This window comes from Frankia gtarii (assembly GCF_025403375.1).
In the GTDB taxonomy this organism is placed as follows: Bacteria; Actinomycetota; Actinomycetes; order Frankiales; family Frankiaceae; genus Frankia; species Frankia gtarii.
This window is the reverse complement of the sequence record NZ_JAMPTM010000011.1, coordinates 26724-40950: the sequence shown is the minus strand read 5'-3', so window position 1 is coordinate 40950 and position 14227 is coordinate 26724. Positions and strand designations below refer to the sequence as shown.

Sequence of the window (14227 nt, the reverse complement as noted above, 5' to 3'; positions counted from 1 at the left end):
TCCTCGAGACTGGCTCCGCGCACGCAGCCCTGTCCAATATGACCTCCGGGTACCCTAATATCATTGACGTATGACGGACGCCGGCAAATGCCGGCCAGAGCCAAGGTGGGTCCGGCCGAGCACTCTTATACGTAGCCGATATGGATATCGACACGATCGATATTGGACGCATGCGGCACTCAGTGAGATCGTTGCGATCGCGACGGCACGATTCGTCGACAACACCAATCGAAGGGACTTACGTCTCGTGTCGCTGTGGTCGCGTGGCGGGCGGCAACGCCATGACGCTCGACAGTAATCGCTCCAGGGCGGGCTTCTGGACGCGGGGAATCCATGCCACGAACATGCTGCGGGCGATCGGGTCCCCCGGCGAGTCCACGATGGGCACTATCGTCACATCGCGCACCCAGAAACTCGTGGAAGCGCCCGCGACGAGCCCGATACCCATCCCGCCGGCCACCAGGCTGAGGGTTGTCATCGGGTTCGAGGTGCGGTGAGCGACGGTCGGCGAAAATCCCAGTCGACGGCAGGCGGCCATGAAGTCGTCATAGATGTCCGGGTGTCTTTCGCGGGGCACCATGATGAGCGGCTGATGGTGCAGGTCTTTCAGGCGAATCTCTCGGCGGCGGGCCAGCGGCCACGTCGACGGCACAGCCGCCGCGACGTCGACGTGACCGATGAGGTGAAGTTGAACTTCCGGCGGCAATTCACGTCGGCCCATGATGATCCCAAGATCAATGTCGCCACCCCGAAGCTTTTCGATCTGATCCTCCACGGACAGTTCCTCGAGGATCACCTCGACGTCCGGCGACTCACGACTGAAGCTGCGGATGATCGCCGGCAGGACCTCGAACACCGCCGGGGTGACGTAACCCAAGCTGAGGCTGCCCTGCTCCCCAGAAGCCACCCTTCGGGCCGTCAGTTCCGCGCGCTCCACCTGCAGCAGTGTCGCCTTCGTCTCGACAAAAAAAGCATGACCGGCGGGCGTCAGCTCCACATTGGTGCGTGAACGCACGAAGAGCTCAAGCCCGAGCGAGACCTCGAGTCTCTTGATCGACTGGCTGAGCGCGGGCTGCGCAATACAGAGCCGACGGGCGGCCCGGCTGAAGTTGAGTTCCTCGGCCACGGCGACGAAGTGACGAAGATGATGCAATTCGATGGCCATAGTGCTGCTGAGGATACGCCCGGCGGCAGTCGTCCGACACAACTACGCGACACCGACACCGACTCCGACTCCGGCTCCGGCTCCGGCTCCGGCTCCGGCTCCGATCGATCAAGACAGAAAGGGCATTGCCTGTGCACCGGCTAGGAGAAATCTACGGCGATATGCGCGGCGTTGCCGACTGGACCGGCGTCGCGGATGTCGAGCCTTCCGTGCCTGCACTGCTACGCCATTGCACCACCCACTACCCGGCCCGCGAGCTGTGCGTGTTCGATGATCGGCGGCTGACCTACGGGGAGGCCGACGAGCGTTCCGCCCTGTTGGCCGGCCAGTTCGTGGCGGCAGGGGTCGGAAAGGCAACCAGAGTTGGGATGGTCTTCCCCAACAGTCCTGAGTTCATCATTGTCTGGCTGGCGATCGTTCGCATCGGAGCCGTGGCTGTTCCCATCAGCACCCTGTCCACCGGTGCCGAACTCGGGTCGATCATCCGCCATGCCGACCTTGCACTCCTGGTTACGGCGGACCGTTACAGAAACCATGACTACCCAGCCAGCCTCGAGAGCGCTCTCGAGGGACTCACCGAGTGTTACGATGTGTTACATCTTGATGATGCTCCGTACCTTCGCGGAGTCTGGGTGTGGGGGTCCTCAGTACCGGCGTGGGCCTCCGCTCTCGATCCGTTGGCGCCGAGCGGTATCTCTCGAGAACTACTTGCGGCAATCGAGCGCGAAGTATCGCCGGCCGATCTTGTCAGCATTATCTACACCTCGGGTTCCACTGGCGCGCCGAAGGGCGCCATCCACACGCACAACGGCTTCATGCGCCAGGCTGCGAAGCTTGGCGCAATTATGCCGTACAGGAGCGACGATCGCGTCTTCACCCCGATGCCGTTCTTCTGGGTCGGCGGCCTGACCTACACGGTCCTGGCCGCCATGCACGTCGGCTGCACCTTGCTGGGAAGCGGCGGTACCGGCTCGGCGCTGCTCGACTTCTTGGAGCGAGAGCGCGTCACCTACCTCACCGGCTGGCCCCACCTGCTGACCGCGCTCGAGACCGATCCGTCGTTCCCTCAGCGCGACCTGAGCGCCCTGCGCGGAGGCAATCTCCTCGCCGCGCTGCCCCCCGACCAGCGACCGCGCAACCAGGTCTTCGGGATAGCCCTCGGCATGACGGAGACCGCCGGCCCGCACACCGTCTCTCATCCCGACTATCCCGACGAACTCGCCGGGACGCTCGGGCCGATCATGCCCGGAATGGAACACCGGCTCATCGACCCGGACAGCGGCATGGACGCCGCCCCAGAAGCTCTCGGCGAACTGCTCGTCCGCGGCGATGCCCTCATGGTCGGGTTCGTGAAGCAGGAACGCGAAGCCTGCTTCGACGCCGCAGGCTGGTACCACACAGGTGACCTGTGCTCGTACCGTGGAGACCACATCTTCTTCCATGGCCGACTCGACGACATGATCAAGACCTCAGGTGTCAACGTTTCCCCGCGCGAAATCGAGGCCGCTCTGGCGATCCTCCCGGGGATCGAGCAGGCGATCGTCGTCAGCGTGCCCGATCCGCAGCGGGTCAGCATCGTCGGGGCCGTTGTCGTCGCCCGGGGCGGAGCTACCCTGTATGCGGAGGAAATACGTCGATCGCTCCGGAGCACGCTGTCCGAATACAAGATCCCGCGGGTGATAAAAATCATCCAACCGGCGGATCTACCTATTCTGTCGTCGACCAAGATCGACCGACGGCTCCTTGTCAGCATGTTAAGCGACGTCGCAAGGTCGAATTGAGTCCGCCTAGCTCACTGCTTCCCGACGGCGCTGACTCTTGCGCGCGCCTGCTGACTGACGGGCACCAGCCTCAGCCGTGACCAGCGGGCGGTCCACGTGCGGGACGTTCCCTTTCGGCGCACGTGTCCGTAGCTTCCTCGGGGCAGGCGGATTGTTGTTGTCCCACCCCAGGGGGAGGGCGGTCGCCGCGATCTCCGCCCACGGTCGAGCCGCGAAATCCGCCGGTAGGGCGATGACCGGGAGATCGAAGGATCGGATTCTGTCGGCCATGGGAATTTCAGCGACGGCGGGCACGGCGGTCACGCCGAGCGCCACGATCAGCGTCGAAGGTCTGACGAAGCGTTACGGCGGGCACACCGTCGTCGAGAACATGTCGTTCGGCATCCGCGGCGGTGCGGTCACCGGCTTCTTCGGGCCCAACGGCGCCGGCAAGACGACGGCGCTCAAAGTGATCAGCGGACTGGCCCGGCCGAGTGCCGGGCAGGTGCTGCTCAACGGCCGCGCGACGCGCACCCCTGACGCGCGCACGTTGGGGGTCTTCATCGAGCCCTGCGGCGCCCACCCGGGTCGCTCGGCGCCGGCGCATCTGCGTTCGCTGGCGGCTTTGGCCGGGCTGCCCAGGGCGCGAGTAACGGAGATGATCGAGCTGGTCGGCCTTGGGCAGGCCGGGCGTCGCAGGGTCGGAAAGTACTCGCTCGGTATGCGGCAGCGGCTTGGCCTGGCGGCGGCGCTGCTCGCCGATCCGGACATCCTGGTACTGGACGAGCCGATGAACGGGCTGGATCCGCGCGGGATCCAGTGGTTGCGCACCCTGCTGCGCGAACGGGCCGACGCGGGCCGCACCGTCTTGCTCTCGAGTCATTCGCTGACCGAGGTCGAGCGCACGGTCGACGATGTCCTCGTCATCGACCGGGGGCGTCTCGTGCATCAGGGCCGGATGGCTTCGATCGCCGAGAGTGGCTTCTCCCTCGAGGACGTCTTCCTTAGGCTGACCGAAGGTGAGGACGCGTGACCGGCCGACTGATCAGGGGCGAGCTGATCAAAATTCGGACCACTCGCACGCCGCTGGTCTTCGCGGCGGCCTCGGTCGCGCTGACGGCCGCCAACGTCGGGATTGTCGCGCTCGCCTCGGGGACGCTCGACGAGGTGGGAGAGAAGGAGGAGGCCCTGTCCGGGATGCCGATCCTGTTGCTGCTGCTCGGGGCGGTCGGCGTCGCCGGCGAGTTCCGGCACCGCACCGCGGCTCCCGCGGCGCTGGCCTCGGGCGCCTCGCGGGAACGTCTGCTGCTCGCGCGGGCCACGGCGTACGCGATCGTGGGTCTGGTCGTCGGGTCGGCCATGGTGGCGGTGTCGCTGGGGGCCGGGCTGCCGCTGGTGGCTCGGCAGCCCGGCCCCGACCTGAGTGCCCGTGAGGCGACCGTGGTGGCGGTGGGCCTGCTGACGTCGTCGGTGCTCGCGACGATGATCGGCGTGGCCGTCGGCGCGCTGGTGCGCAACCAGGTGCTGGCCGCGGTCGGCGCACTGATCCTCACCTTCGTTGTGAACCCGCTGCTCGACCTCGTCCGGCAGGATGCGTCGGACTACACCCCGCTGGGCGCGGTCGGGGTGCTGACCCGGATGTCCCACGGGCCGGACCGCCTCTGCCTGACCGCGGCGGCGATCGTCCTGGGCGCCTGGACGGTGGGGCTCCTGTGCGCGGCGTTGGCCGGGGAACGCCGGCGCGACCTGGCATGACCATCCGGCGCGGGCTGGTGTTCGACCTCGCCGTCGCGGTGGCCGCCACGATCGCCGAGCTCAGCCTCCTCCTCAACGACGACCACACCGTGCGGATGTCGACGGTGCTGCTGGCGGCTGTGTCCGGCGGCGCGCTCACAGCGCGCCGCCGGGCGCCGTGGGTGGTGCTCCTCGCGACGCTCGCTCTGGCCGCAGCGCTGGTGGCGACCGGTGACGCACCGGGCGGCGTGCCTGTCCTGGTGGCGCTGTTCACGATCGCCGAGGGTGACGACTGGCGCCGCGCGCTCGTCGCGCTCGTGCCCACCGCGGTGCTCCTGGCCGCGCTGTCGATCGTGTCCGTCCCGGTGACGGCCGCGGTGTGGGCGTTGGGCGCGTACGCGCGGACCCGCCGTCGCTACGTGCGCATGCTCGAGGATCGCGCCGAGGACCTTCAGCGCGAGCGGGAGCAGTTGGCCCGGATCGCGGTACACGAGGAGCGCGCGTCGATCGCCCGCGAGCTGCACGACATCGTCGCCCACTCGGTGACCGTGATGCTGCTCGGCGTGCGCGGCGCCCGGGATGTGCTGCAGACCAGGCCGGACCGGGCCGACGAAACGCTCGCACGGGTCGAGACGAGCGGGGAGCAGAGCCTCGCCGAGCTCCGGCGGATGCTGACCGTGCTGCGCGTGCCCGGTGCCGCCGCCGACTCCCGTCCCATGCCCGCGCTGACGGACCTGGATGAGCTGGTCGGCGACTACCGTGCCGCCGGGCTGCCCGTCGAGCTACGGGTGACGGGGAAGCCCAGAGCGCTGTCCGGCGGACTGGAGCTGTCCGTCTACCGCATCACCGAGGAAGCGCTGACCAATGTGCTGAAACATGCCCGTCCGAGCCGGGTGACGGTCACGCTGGCCTACCGGGACGCAAGCATCGACGTAGCGGTGACCGACGACGGTACGGCCGGGTTGGCGCGGGCACCGGTCCTCGATGATGACCCTCGGGACGCGTCGATGGCCAGCGAGCCAGCCCGGCACGGCCTCGTCGGGATGCGGGAGCGGGTCGCGGCGCTCGGTGGCGAGCTGGAGTTCGGCCACACCCCCGGTGGCGGATTTCGCGTCGCGGCCCGCCTGCCGACGGGCGGTGGGGTGTGAGCGCTCGCCGCGCCGGCCCGCCGAACCACCCGGGAGTGCCGAACCACCCGAGAGTAAGGAAGGACGCCGGATGACCATCCGCCTGTTGATCGTGGACGATCAGGAACTGATCCGGACGGGCCTGCGGCTGATACTCGAGACCCAGGAGGACTTCGAGGTGGTCGGCGAGGCCGCGGACGGCCGGGAGGCGCTCGCCCGGGCCGAGGAAGTGCGGCCTGATGTCGTCCTGCTCGACATTCGCATGCCGCGCATGGACGGCGTGGAGACCACCGCCCGCCTGACCGCCGACGGGCTCACCCCACCGCCGCGCGTCCTCATCCTGACCACCTTCGACCTGGACGAGTACGTCTTCGGCGCGCTGCGCGCCGGGGCGGCCGGATTCCTGCTCAAGGACGCCTCCCGCGAACGCCTGATCGAGGCGATCCGGGTCCTGCATGCCGGTGACGCACTGCTGTCACCGTCTGTCACCCGGCGGCTGGTCGAGGCCTTCGCCCGCCGCGTCGTCCCGCCGACCCCACCCGGTCTGCTCAACACCCTGACCCCACGCGAGCGAGAAGTACTGGTCCTGGTCGCCCGAGGCCTGTCGAACACCGAGATAGCCGGGCGCCTGGTCGTGACCGAGGCGACCGTGAAGAGCCACCTGAGTGCCGTGCTCGCCAAACTCGGACTGCGTGACCGGGTGCAGGCCGTGGTCCTCGCCTACGAGAACGGCGTCGTCGTCGCGGGCGAGCCCGCGTAGGAAACTCCTCCTGCGCGCCCCGGAACGCACCGGTCGGACTCCACTACAACCCGAGCACCGACACCATCGGCATAGCCGGCTGGAGACTCACCGAAAGCCATGTGATCGACGGAAATGTAGCGATCCGCGCGAAAGACAGCTCCCTGCGGGGAACATCCCGTCGTCCACAGATCCCGACGTGACCGACAATCGGAAGTGCCCTCTCGAACGGGTGGACGGAAGCCTCGGCAACTCCCGTCCACCCAGATCGGAGGGCACTTTTGCGTTCAGGTAGGCCGATGACACGGATACCGGACGGTACGTCCAGGCTAAAGCGCTACCTTTTCATCGGTTACCATTATTGCCACGGAACCCAGATGGATGAACTTTGCCTCGTCCGGGCTCACTAGTTCCTTGTAGTTCTTGGATGTAAAGAAAGTATTGTGATCTTCCCAGCTTTCGAACCAGATTTCAGTGAGACCGCCATAGGAGGGACTGGGGTAACCCTCGGCGGGAACTGGGTGGGATACCGTGAATTCTTCACATACTGCTGCGCCTCCGGGATGGAGGAAAAGAGTGGGGCGTGCTGGTCCCGATGATATTCGACAAATCTCTCGAAAGACATCCCTTCGACGCGATTGATCAGGAAGGCGAAAATGAGGCGGCTCTTTGAAGTTGAGCAGTTGAGGCATCCGCGGGTTCGGCGGGTGGTTGCGCAGCGTTTTCGTAGGTACTGGCTGGCGGGATTGCGGTACCCGAAGGCGTTGCGGGCGTCGAGTCTGCTACTCGGTTGTCCCTTCGCTGCCGGCGACGGCGACGGCGACGGCGACGTCGGCACGGGCAGAAATCCGGATGGTCGGACCCGCCGGCAGCGGCCGCGCTACCCGGTCCGGCGGTGAACGTGATGGATGAGGCGGGCGATCCCGCGGTAGGGGTCCCGGGCTCCGGCTGCCCACTCGGCGTCGACGACGGCATCCACGTCCGGCCCCGGCGGGCTGCCGCCGAGATGATCGGTGAAGGTCCTGATCCCGTACCAGGCGAGCGGCTGTGTCCCGGCGGCGGTGAGGATCGCGGCGACGTTCGCCGGATCGTCGCCGGGTGGCAGCTGCACCGCCGGCCGCCGGCCCGGCCCGGTGGTTTCGGTGGTTTTGGCGAAGCTGGGCTCGCCGAGCAGTGCCACGGTGTCCCGCCAGCGACCCTGTAGTCCTGCACGCAGCGCGAGCGCCGGGCCGTTCTTGCCGACCACGGAGATGATCCCGCCGGGCCGGGTGAGCTCGACGAGGACGTTCAACAGGGGCGCCGGCTCGGGGACGAACATGATGACGCCGTGGCAGAAGGTCGCATCCCAGCCGGTTCCCACCAGGTGGACGGCGTCCCGGCCGTCCCCCTGCACCAGCTCGACGCGCCGCCGGACCGACTCGGGGGCGTCGGCCAGCCCGCGTCGCGTCTCGGCCAACATCCGCGGGTCGGGTTCACAGACGGTCACGTCGTATCCCCGCCGGGCGAACTCCAACGCCTGCACGCCGTTCCCGCCGCCGATGTCCAGCAGCCGCGCTGGCGCGGGCGGCAGATGCCCGATCAGTGCGCGGGTGACCAGCCGCTGCCGGACGACTCCCCGCAGCGTCGCCGTGTGCGCCACATAGTCGGCCGCGTCCGTGTAGTCGGCCGCGTCCGGGCCGTCGACGACGGCGAGCACCCGGGGCTCACCGGCGCCCGGGCGCCCGTGACGCGGCTCCGGCTGGTGGTCGGCGACCCGTACCGGCGCGTGGTGAACCGGCGGCTCATCGAACGGTGGCTCATCGAACGGCGGCTCCAGGAGCTCGCGGCCGGACGCCGGCGGGCGGACCCGAGGCGGAACGGTGTGGTCGGAAACGGGCGTGCGGCGGTCGCTGGTCGGGGACGGCTGCATCAGGCAGTGCTCCTTCCTCTTCCTCATTACTGAGGGCCTGTCCCGTTCGGCGTGCCGCGAACCTCGTCCGCCCGGTCCCCGGCATGCTCCTGGTCACCCCGGGCAGGTGGGCAACATCAACCACCGAGTGGTGAGCTCGCCGAAGGTCACGAACGTGATCAGTGGCCGGCGGCCGACCAGACAGGCTGCCACCGGCTCGTTGAGCCTGCGCTTGTGGCTCAGGGAGGCGACGTCGTCGAGTGTGCGGGCTGACCACGGGCGTGTTCACCGCCACGGCGACCGCGGCGCTGGGCGAACTCGCCGGACAGGACCGATCCAGGCGGGCGTCCGTCGTGTCCACCGCGGCGGCGCTGTTGCATCGGCGAGGTCCGCCCTCATCGAGCTACCGACCGGTCATGATCGGTGGATGCGTCGACGTCGCGTCCGTCCACCGGTCCCAACGTCGGAGTTCGCCGGATGCCGATTCCCGCCGGAGGTGATCATTTTGGCGGTCCGGTGGTACCTGCGGTTCGCGCTGTCGTACCGAGACGTCGAGGAGCTGCTCGCCGAACGCGGCCTCGATGTTGATCACGTCACCGTCTACCGGTGGGTGCAGCGCTTCACATCCCTGCTCGTGGACTCGGCCCGGCCCTGTCGACACCGGCCGGGCGACAGGTGGTTCGTGGACGAAACGTATGTGAAGGTCGCCGGCCGCTGGACGTATCTGTATCGGGCTGTTGACCAGCACGGACAGGTCATCGACGTCCTCGCCAGCACCCGCCGCGACCAGGCCGCCGCCCGCCGGTTCTTCGTCCAAGCGCTGTCTCATGGCCGGCGGCCGGTCGAGGTCACCACTGACAAGGCACCTGTCTACCCGAAGCTCCTCGACGAGCTCCTGCCCGAGGCCTGCCACGTCGACGCTGCCCGGGAGAACAACCGGATCGAAGCCGATCACGGCCGACTCAAAGCTCGACTGCGGCCGATGCGCGGTCTGAAACGGCTCCGCTCGGTCCAGACGATCAGCACCGGACACGCCCTCGTACAGAACATCTGCCGCGGACACTACGAACTCGCCATCCACACCGACCCACGGCTGCGGCTCGCTGCCGCGTTCACCGAGTTCGCCCGCGCAGTCTGACCCCGGTCGCCGAGACCCCGCATGCGTCGGATCCTCCGAATGCAACAACGCCGGTACCTCCCCTGCCTGCACGTTTGTACAGACTGTTGCAGGCGAGTGACACCGTTGTTGTTCTTACAGCCCGAGCGGGTCCCGCCGCGTCGCCAGACACCGCTTGTCAAAGGCTGGACAGCATGCGGAGCACGTTGGCGTACTGTCCACGGGCCTCGGCGAATCGCAGGGGTTCGACCGCCTTGACGAGGATCTCGTTCGGTTTCCCGTTGGAGCCGAGGATGTTCATGACCTCGTCGAGGAAGGCGTCGAGGGGCATGGCGTTGTCCGCCTCCTCCTGCCCCATCAGGGCGGTGCGCACCGCCGGGGGCACCAGTTCCAGGACGTCGATGCCGGTGTCCGCCAGTTGGACGCGCAGGCTCTCGGTGAAGGAGTGGATGGCGGCCTTAGTGGCGTTGTAGGTCGGGGTGATCGGCAGGGGGACGAATGCCAGTCCGGAGGACACTGTCATGATTGTCGCCTGCGGTCGGGTGGCGAGGTGCTCGGTCAGAGCGGCCACGAGGCGGATGGGGCCGAGGAGGTTGGTCGCCACGGTCGCCTCTGCCGTGGTCAGGAAACCACCGCTGTGAAGATCCTCCGGCACCATGATGCCGGCCATCGCGACCAAGACGTTGAGGTCAGGAAAGCGTTGCAGGAGTTGCAGGGTAACGTCCTGGATGGCGACCGGGTCGGTGGTGTCAAGCACGACGGATTCGACACCGGGGTTCTCCGCGACGATCTGTGCCAGCCTGTCCTCGCGGCGCCCGGAGACGATGACCTGGTTGCCTGCCGTGTGCAGCCGCAGCGCGAGGCCGAGGCCGATGCCGGAGGTCGCTCCGGCGATGAGGATGGTGTTGCCCGTGGGATTCATGGGGTTTCTCCGGCTGTGGTTGGTGGTGAGGGTCAGCGGATGGAGGGGATGCCGGCCAGCCAGCCGGTGACCGTCGTGACGTAGCTGGCCGAGTCGTGGCCGTGCATCGAGTGCGGCATGGTCGGGAAGGCGCGGTAGGCGAAGGAGTTCCCCGCGCCCTCCACGAGGTGCCGGACGCGCTTAACCTGCTGGTCGGAGATCGCGCCCATGAGATTTCCGGTCTGTGTATCGATGTGGTGAAAGTGGTGGGTGAATAGGACCGGCACCTTGACGTGGCGAAGCACGGTCTCGTGGTCGCAGGTGAGCGTGGCCCGTCCGGAGGCGAAGGCGTCCCCCATTCGGGGTCGTAATCCGTGATTGGCCGCTTCCAGGTAGCTCATCGGCCGGCTCCCGTCAGCGCGACGGTCGCCTGTCACAGCTCGCTGGCCTTGGCCTCGTCCAGGCCGGTCTTGAGGATGTCCAGGTCGCCGGTCCACGCCTGCGCGAAGCTCCGTACCGATCCCAGGTCGGCGACGTCCAGGCGCCGGACGTCGAGGTCGCCGGGCATCCCGGCGGTCGCCAGGCGACCTTTCTTCCCTGCAGATCGGTAGCTGTCCACTTTGCCATGGGGCTTCTTTCGCTCAGTCAGCGCGGCGTCGGTCGCTGCACACCCAGTCGTCGCGGAACGCGGTGCGTCGTTCCGCGACGACCACTGGACCGCGCCCGGCGGCGCGGATGAAGGATCCGCTTAACCGCTGACTCGCAGTCCGTGGTTGAGGCCGCTGGCGGCTGCGAAGATGGTGGATGCACGGCGGCTTCAACCGACGTCCGAACCGCACTCGACCCCTGGGGGAGGCCCATGGAGCAGACGGTGGACCGCGTGTCGTTGGGCGCCTTCCTGCGTGCCCGGCGGGAGGCGCTGCAACCGGAAGACGTGGGACTGCGTCGCGGATCGCGCCGGCGCGCCCGCGGGCTGCGACGGGAGGAGGTAGCCGAACTGTGCGACATGTCGGCCGACTACTTCGCCCGCCTGGAACGTGGTAGCGGCCCGCGGCCCTCGCAGCAGATGGCGGCAGCCATCGCCCGTGGGCTGCGCCTCACCCCGGATGAGCGCGATCACCTGTTTCTCCTGTGCGGGCACCGCACACCGCGCCGGCGGCTGCGCAGCGAGCACGTCAACCCGGGACTGATGCGCATCCTGGACCGGCTGCAGGACACCCCGGCACAGGTCATGGGTCCCCTCGGCGAGACGTTGTTGCAGACGCCTCCTGCCGTAGCTCTGCTCGGAGAACAGACCCACTACACCGGGGAAGCTCGCAGCGCCCCCTACCGCTGGTTCACCGATCCGGCCGCCCGCCAGCGGTATCTCCCTGACCACCACGGCCACAACAGCCGTGTGAACGTCGCGCTCCTGCGGGCAGCGTCCACAAGGGAAGGGCCCCGGTCGCAGGCTGCCCGTCTCGTAGCGAGCCTGCTACGCCAAAGCACAGAGTTCGCATCACTGTGGGACCGGCAGGAGGTCGGCCTGCACTGGAGCGACGCCAAACGGTTCGTTCATCCACAGGTCGGGCACATCGACCTGTTCTGCCAGAACCTACAGGACCCCGACCAGTCGCAGTCCCTGCTCATCTTCACCGCGACGCCTGGCACCGACAGCTACGACAAGCTGGCTCTGTTGAACATCCTCGGCGCGGACAGCTTCCCTATCGACTGACGCCCGCGACGCTCCCGGCGATCACCCCGCCGGGGGTCCTCCGCCGTTTAAGATCATTCACTGCCGACGGCCCGCTGCTTGATCCAGCTGTGCGACCGGCTCCAGCGGGAGCCTGCCCTATCTGCCATCCGGCGCTGTTGCATTGGGGACATGGCTGCGTCCGCCGAACGGCTGATCAGAGTGCCCGGGCGAGCTCGGTGAAGGCAGCCGGCACCCGTAGCCGTGAGTCGACCTCCATGCCGAGTTCGTCATGGCCGCGGCGGATGTTCTGAACCAGCGCATTCCCTGCGCTGATCGTCTGGGCGGAGCGCAGTCGTTTCAGCCCGCGCATCGGCCGGAGCCGGGCTTTGAGCCGGCTGTGGTCGGATTCGATCCGGTTGTTCGCCCGGGCGACGTCCACATGGTGGGCGGCGGGAAGCTGTTCGTCGAGGACCCGCGGATAGACGGGTGCCCGGTCGGTCGTCACCTCGACCGGCTTCCGGCTGTGGGACAGCGCCCGGGTGAAGAACCGTCGGGCCGCGGCCAGATCCCGGTGCTCGGCGGCCAGCACGTCGATGACCTGCCCGAACTGGTCCACTGCCCGGTACAAGTAGGTCCACCGGCCGGCAACCTTGACGTAGGTCTCATCGACAAACCATCTGTCCCCGGTGCTGTGTCGGCAGGGCCGGGCGGCGTCGACGAGCAGTGAAGTGAACCGCTGGACCCACCGGTAGATCGTGACATGATCGACGGTGATGCCGCGTTCCGCGAGCAGCTCCTCGACGTCGCGGTAGGACAGGCCGTACCGCAGGTACCACCGGACTGCCAGAACGATCACTTCCGGTGAGAACCGGAACCCGGCGAACTCCGAAACCGGGACGGCTGGTCGGACGTGCTGGCAACGGCGGCGCATCACCTGATCATGCCGGCCGCCAGAGTGGACCGCAGCCCGTGCAACAGACCCCACCAGGCCAACGCCCGCGCCAGCCACTACCGACGACGAGACCACCAACCCAACTGATCACAAAACGACGGCTGCCGTATTGGGTGACCCTGCGCTGGACTGCTGGGGCCTGGCACGCTCGCGGTCCTCAGCCGCGGTTGGCATCTTGTCGATTTCGCTGGAGGCTGGACTGATATGCGGTAAGTCGCGCATGGGCGGGTTCTCTTAGGTTGCGGCTACGACGGCCATCGCGGAAGACTTGCTCCCATCGTCCTACTGGGGGCGCCATTCGGATCGCCATCCAGCGTGGCGATCCTCTCCATATCGTCTGCATCGATCCGAAAGTCGAAGATTGCGAGGTTCTCCCTGATCCGCGAGGGCGTGACCGATTTACAAAGGGGAATGTTCCCGAGCTGAATATGCCAGCGCAGGATCAGTTGCGCCGGAGTCTTTCCATACTTTTTCGCGAGCGCCTGGAGCGTCGGATCCTTCAAGGATTCTCCCAATGCAATTGGACCCCACGCTTCCGTGATGATCCCATGCAAGTGGTGGTATTGACGCAATTCACCCTGCTGAAAGCTCGGATGAAGCTCTACTTGGTTCACCGCCGGTACGGTCTCCGACCGCTCGGCCAACCACGCAAGATCAGCGACGGTGAGGTTTGACACCCCGATCGAACGGACTTTGCCCTCGGCAAGCAGATCTTCACATGCCCGCCAACTTTCAAAATACCGTTCTTTGCCCGGTGAGGGCCAGTGAAGAAGGTAGAGGTCGACGTACGAGGTCCGGAGTTTCCTCAAGCTCTCTTCGAGTTCTTGGCCGGTCGAGACGTATCCGTGATGCTGTGGATGCAGCTTGGTTGTGATGGAGACGTCCTCGCGAGGCAAACCAGATTCTACGATCGCTGTGCCAACCTCGGCCTCGTTGCCGTACACCTGCGCAGTATCGATGTGCCGATAACCTGCATCGAGTGCAACACGCACCACCTCGGTAGTTCTCGAGGCCGGAATCTGGTAAACGCCGAAGCCGACTTGCGGAATCTCGACGCCATTGTTCATTCTTATCGTTGGAGGCATGCCTGTGCACCTTCCTTGCGGTAACAGATTTAGTGCAACTTTCTCTGAGCTGTCGGGTTTTGGGAGACGTTGACGATGCCCGAG

The 14227-nt window shown here is 67.0% G+C and carries 14 protein-coding genes and 1 pseudogene; 7 read left to right on the top strand and 8 right to left on the bottom strand.

Annotated features, from left to right (window positions below; all coding sequences use genetic code 11):
- Positions 1-238 precede the first annotated feature (238 nt).
- Positions 239-1165 (bottom strand): LysR substrate-binding domain-containing protein, encoded by a 927-nt coding sequence (locus NBZ83_RS03735; RefSeq protein WP_261567743.1) that lies wholly within the window; start codon positions 1163-1165, stop codon positions 239-241.
- A 161-nt stretch (positions 1166-1326) separates the two neighbouring features.
- Between NBZ83_RS03735 and NBZ83_RS03730 the strand changes: the two genes are divergently transcribed.
- The 5 genes from NBZ83_RS03730 (at position 1327) to NBZ83_RS03710 (ending at position 6546) form a co-directional block, all read left to right on the top strand.
- Positions 1327-2946 (top strand): class I adenylate-forming enzyme family protein, encoded by a 1620-nt coding sequence (locus NBZ83_RS03730; RefSeq protein WP_261574339.1) that lies wholly within the window; start codon positions 1327-1329, stop codon positions 2944-2946.
- A 268-nt stretch (positions 2947-3214) separates the two neighbouring features.
- The gene (locus NBZ83_RS03725; protein WP_261567745.1) at positions 3215-3958 is read left to right on the top strand and encodes an ABC transporter ATP-binding protein; all 744 of its coding nucleotides are present in this window, start codon (positions 3215-3217) and stop codon (positions 3956-3958) included.
- Positions 3955-4680: an ABC transporter permease subunit gene (locus tag NBZ83_RS03720; RefSeq protein ID WP_261574338.1), complete on the top strand. Its 726-nt coding sequence runs from the start codon at positions 3955-3957 to the stop codon at positions 4678-4680. Before NBZ83_RS03725 ends, NBZ83_RS03720 begins: the two co-directional genes overlap by 4 nt.
- Positions 4677-5807: a sensor histidine kinase gene (locus NBZ83_RS03715; protein WP_261574337.1), complete on the top strand. Its 1131-nt coding sequence runs from the start codon at positions 4677-4679 to the stop codon at positions 5805-5807. The genes NBZ83_RS03720 and NBZ83_RS03715 overlap by 4 nt, the downstream gene beginning before the upstream one ends.
- 70 nt (positions 5808-5877) lie before the next feature.
- Positions 5878-6546, top strand: a complete 669-nt coding sequence (locus NBZ83_RS03710; protein ID WP_261574336.1) for a response regulator — start codon at positions 5878-5880, stop codon at positions 6544-6546.
- A gap of 308 nt (positions 6547-6854) precedes the next feature.
- Here the strand turns inward: NBZ83_RS03710 and NBZ83_RS33630 are convergent.
- A pseudogene (locus NBZ83_RS33630) lies at positions 6855-7150 on the bottom strand (EthD domain-containing protein).
- Between the two features lie 255 nt (positions 7151-7405).
- On the bottom strand, positions 7406-8434 hold the full coding sequence (locus NBZ83_RS03705) for a methyltransferase domain-containing protein (protein WP_261567749.1): 1029 nt from the start codon (positions 8432-8434) through the stop codon (positions 7406-7408).
- A gap of 406 nt (positions 8435-8840) precedes the next feature.
- Here NBZ83_RS03705 and NBZ83_RS03700 point away from each other — a divergent pair, with 406 nt between their 5' ends.
- Positions 8841-9551 (top strand): IS6 family transposase, encoded by a 711-nt coding sequence (locus tag NBZ83_RS03700; protein WP_261567750.1) that lies wholly within the window; start codon positions 8841-8843, stop codon positions 9549-9551.
- A 157-nt stretch (positions 9552-9708) separates the two neighbouring features.
- On the opposite strand, the gene NBZ83_RS03695 is transcribed toward NBZ83_RS03700, so the two are convergent.
- The 3 genes from NBZ83_RS03695 to NBZ83_RS34230 all read right to left on the bottom strand — a co-directional run bounded on the left by NBZ83_RS03695 (position 9709) and on the right by NBZ83_RS34230 (position 11050).
- Complete coding sequence (locus NBZ83_RS03695; protein ID WP_261567751.1) at positions 9709-10452, bottom strand: SDR family oxidoreductase; 744 nt, start codon at positions 10450-10452, stop codon at positions 9709-9711.
- A gap of 32 nt (positions 10453-10484) precedes the next feature.
- Complete coding sequence (locus NBZ83_RS03690) at positions 10485-10790, bottom strand: hypothetical protein (protein WP_261574335.1); 306 nt, start codon at positions 10788-10790, stop codon at positions 10485-10487.
- A gap of 74 nt (positions 10791-10864) precedes the next feature.
- Entirely contained in the window at positions 10865-11050 is a 186-nt protein-coding gene (locus NBZ83_RS34230; protein ID WP_261567754.1) for a hypothetical protein, read from the bottom strand.
- A gap of 240 nt (positions 11051-11290) precedes the next feature.
- On the opposite strand from NBZ83_RS34230, the gene NBZ83_RS03680 reads away from it, so the two are divergent.
- Positions 11291-12145 (top strand): helix-turn-helix transcriptional regulator, encoded by an 855-nt coding sequence (locus NBZ83_RS03680; protein WP_261574334.1) that lies wholly within the window; start codon positions 11291-11293, stop codon positions 12143-12145.
- Between the two features lie 175 nt (positions 12146-12320).
- Here NBZ83_RS03680 and NBZ83_RS03675 read toward each other — a convergent pair whose 3' ends face one another.
- Together NBZ83_RS03675 and NBZ83_RS03670 are read right to left on the bottom strand one after the other, a co-directional pair.
- Positions 12321-13037, bottom strand: coding sequence for an IS6 family transposase (locus NBZ83_RS03675; protein WP_261574333.1), 717 nt, complete (start codon positions 13035-13037; stop codon positions 12321-12323).
- A 266-nt stretch (positions 13038-13303) separates the two neighbouring features.
- On the bottom strand, positions 13304-14125 hold the full coding sequence (locus NBZ83_RS03670) for an aldo/keto reductase (RefSeq protein WP_261574332.1): 822 nt from the start codon (positions 14123-14125) through the stop codon (positions 13304-13306).
- Positions 14126-14227: the final 102 nt, after the last annotated feature.

Bases quoted from the DNA above. Each gene is read 5' to 3' on its own strand.
- NBZ83_RS03735 (WP_261567743.1), bottom strand. From the start codon at position 1,165: ATGGCCATCGAATTGCATCATCTTCGTCACTTCGTCGCCGTGGCCGAG.
- NBZ83_RS03730 (WP_261574339.1), top strand. From the start codon at position 1,327: ATGCGCGGCGTTGCCGACTGGACCGGCGTCGCGGATGTCGAGCCTTCC.
- NBZ83_RS03725 (WP_261567745.1), top strand. From the start codon at position 3,215: ATGGGAATTTCAGCGACGGCGGGCACGGCGGTCACGCCGAGCGCCACG.
- NBZ83_RS03715 (WP_261574337.1), top strand. From the start codon at position 4,677: ATGACCATCCGGCGCGGGCTGGTGTTCGACCTCGCCGTCGCGGTGGCC.
- NBZ83_RS03710 (WP_261574336.1), top strand. From the start codon at position 5,878: ATGACCATCCGCCTGTTGATCGTGGACGATCAGGAACTGATCCGGACG.
- NBZ83_RS03705 (WP_261567749.1), bottom strand. From the start codon at position 8,434: ATGCAGCCGTCCCCGACCAGCGACCGCCGCACGCCCGTTTCCGACCAC.
- NBZ83_RS03700 (WP_261567750.1), top strand. From the start codon at position 8,841: ATGCGTCGACGTCGCGTCCGTCCACCGGTCCCAACGTCGGAGTTCGCC.
- NBZ83_RS03695 (WP_261567751.1), bottom strand. From the start codon at position 10,452: ATGAATCCCACGGGCAACACCATCCTCATCGCCGGAGCGACCTCCGGC.
- NBZ83_RS03690 (WP_261574335.1), bottom strand. From the start codon at position 10,790: ATGGGGGACGCCTTCGCCTCCGGACGGGCCACGCTCACCTGCGACCAC.
- NBZ83_RS03680 (WP_261574334.1), top strand. From the start codon at position 11,291: ATGGAGCAGACGGTGGACCGCGTGTCGTTGGGCGCCTTCCTGCGTGCC.
- NBZ83_RS03675 (WP_261574333.1), bottom strand. From the start codon at position 13,037: ATGCGCCGCCGTTGCCAGCACGTCCGACCAGCCGTCCCGGTTTCGGAG.
- NBZ83_RS03670 (WP_261574332.1), bottom strand. From the start codon at position 14,125: ATGAACAATGGCGTCGAGATTCCGCAAGTCGGCTTCGGCGTTTACCAG.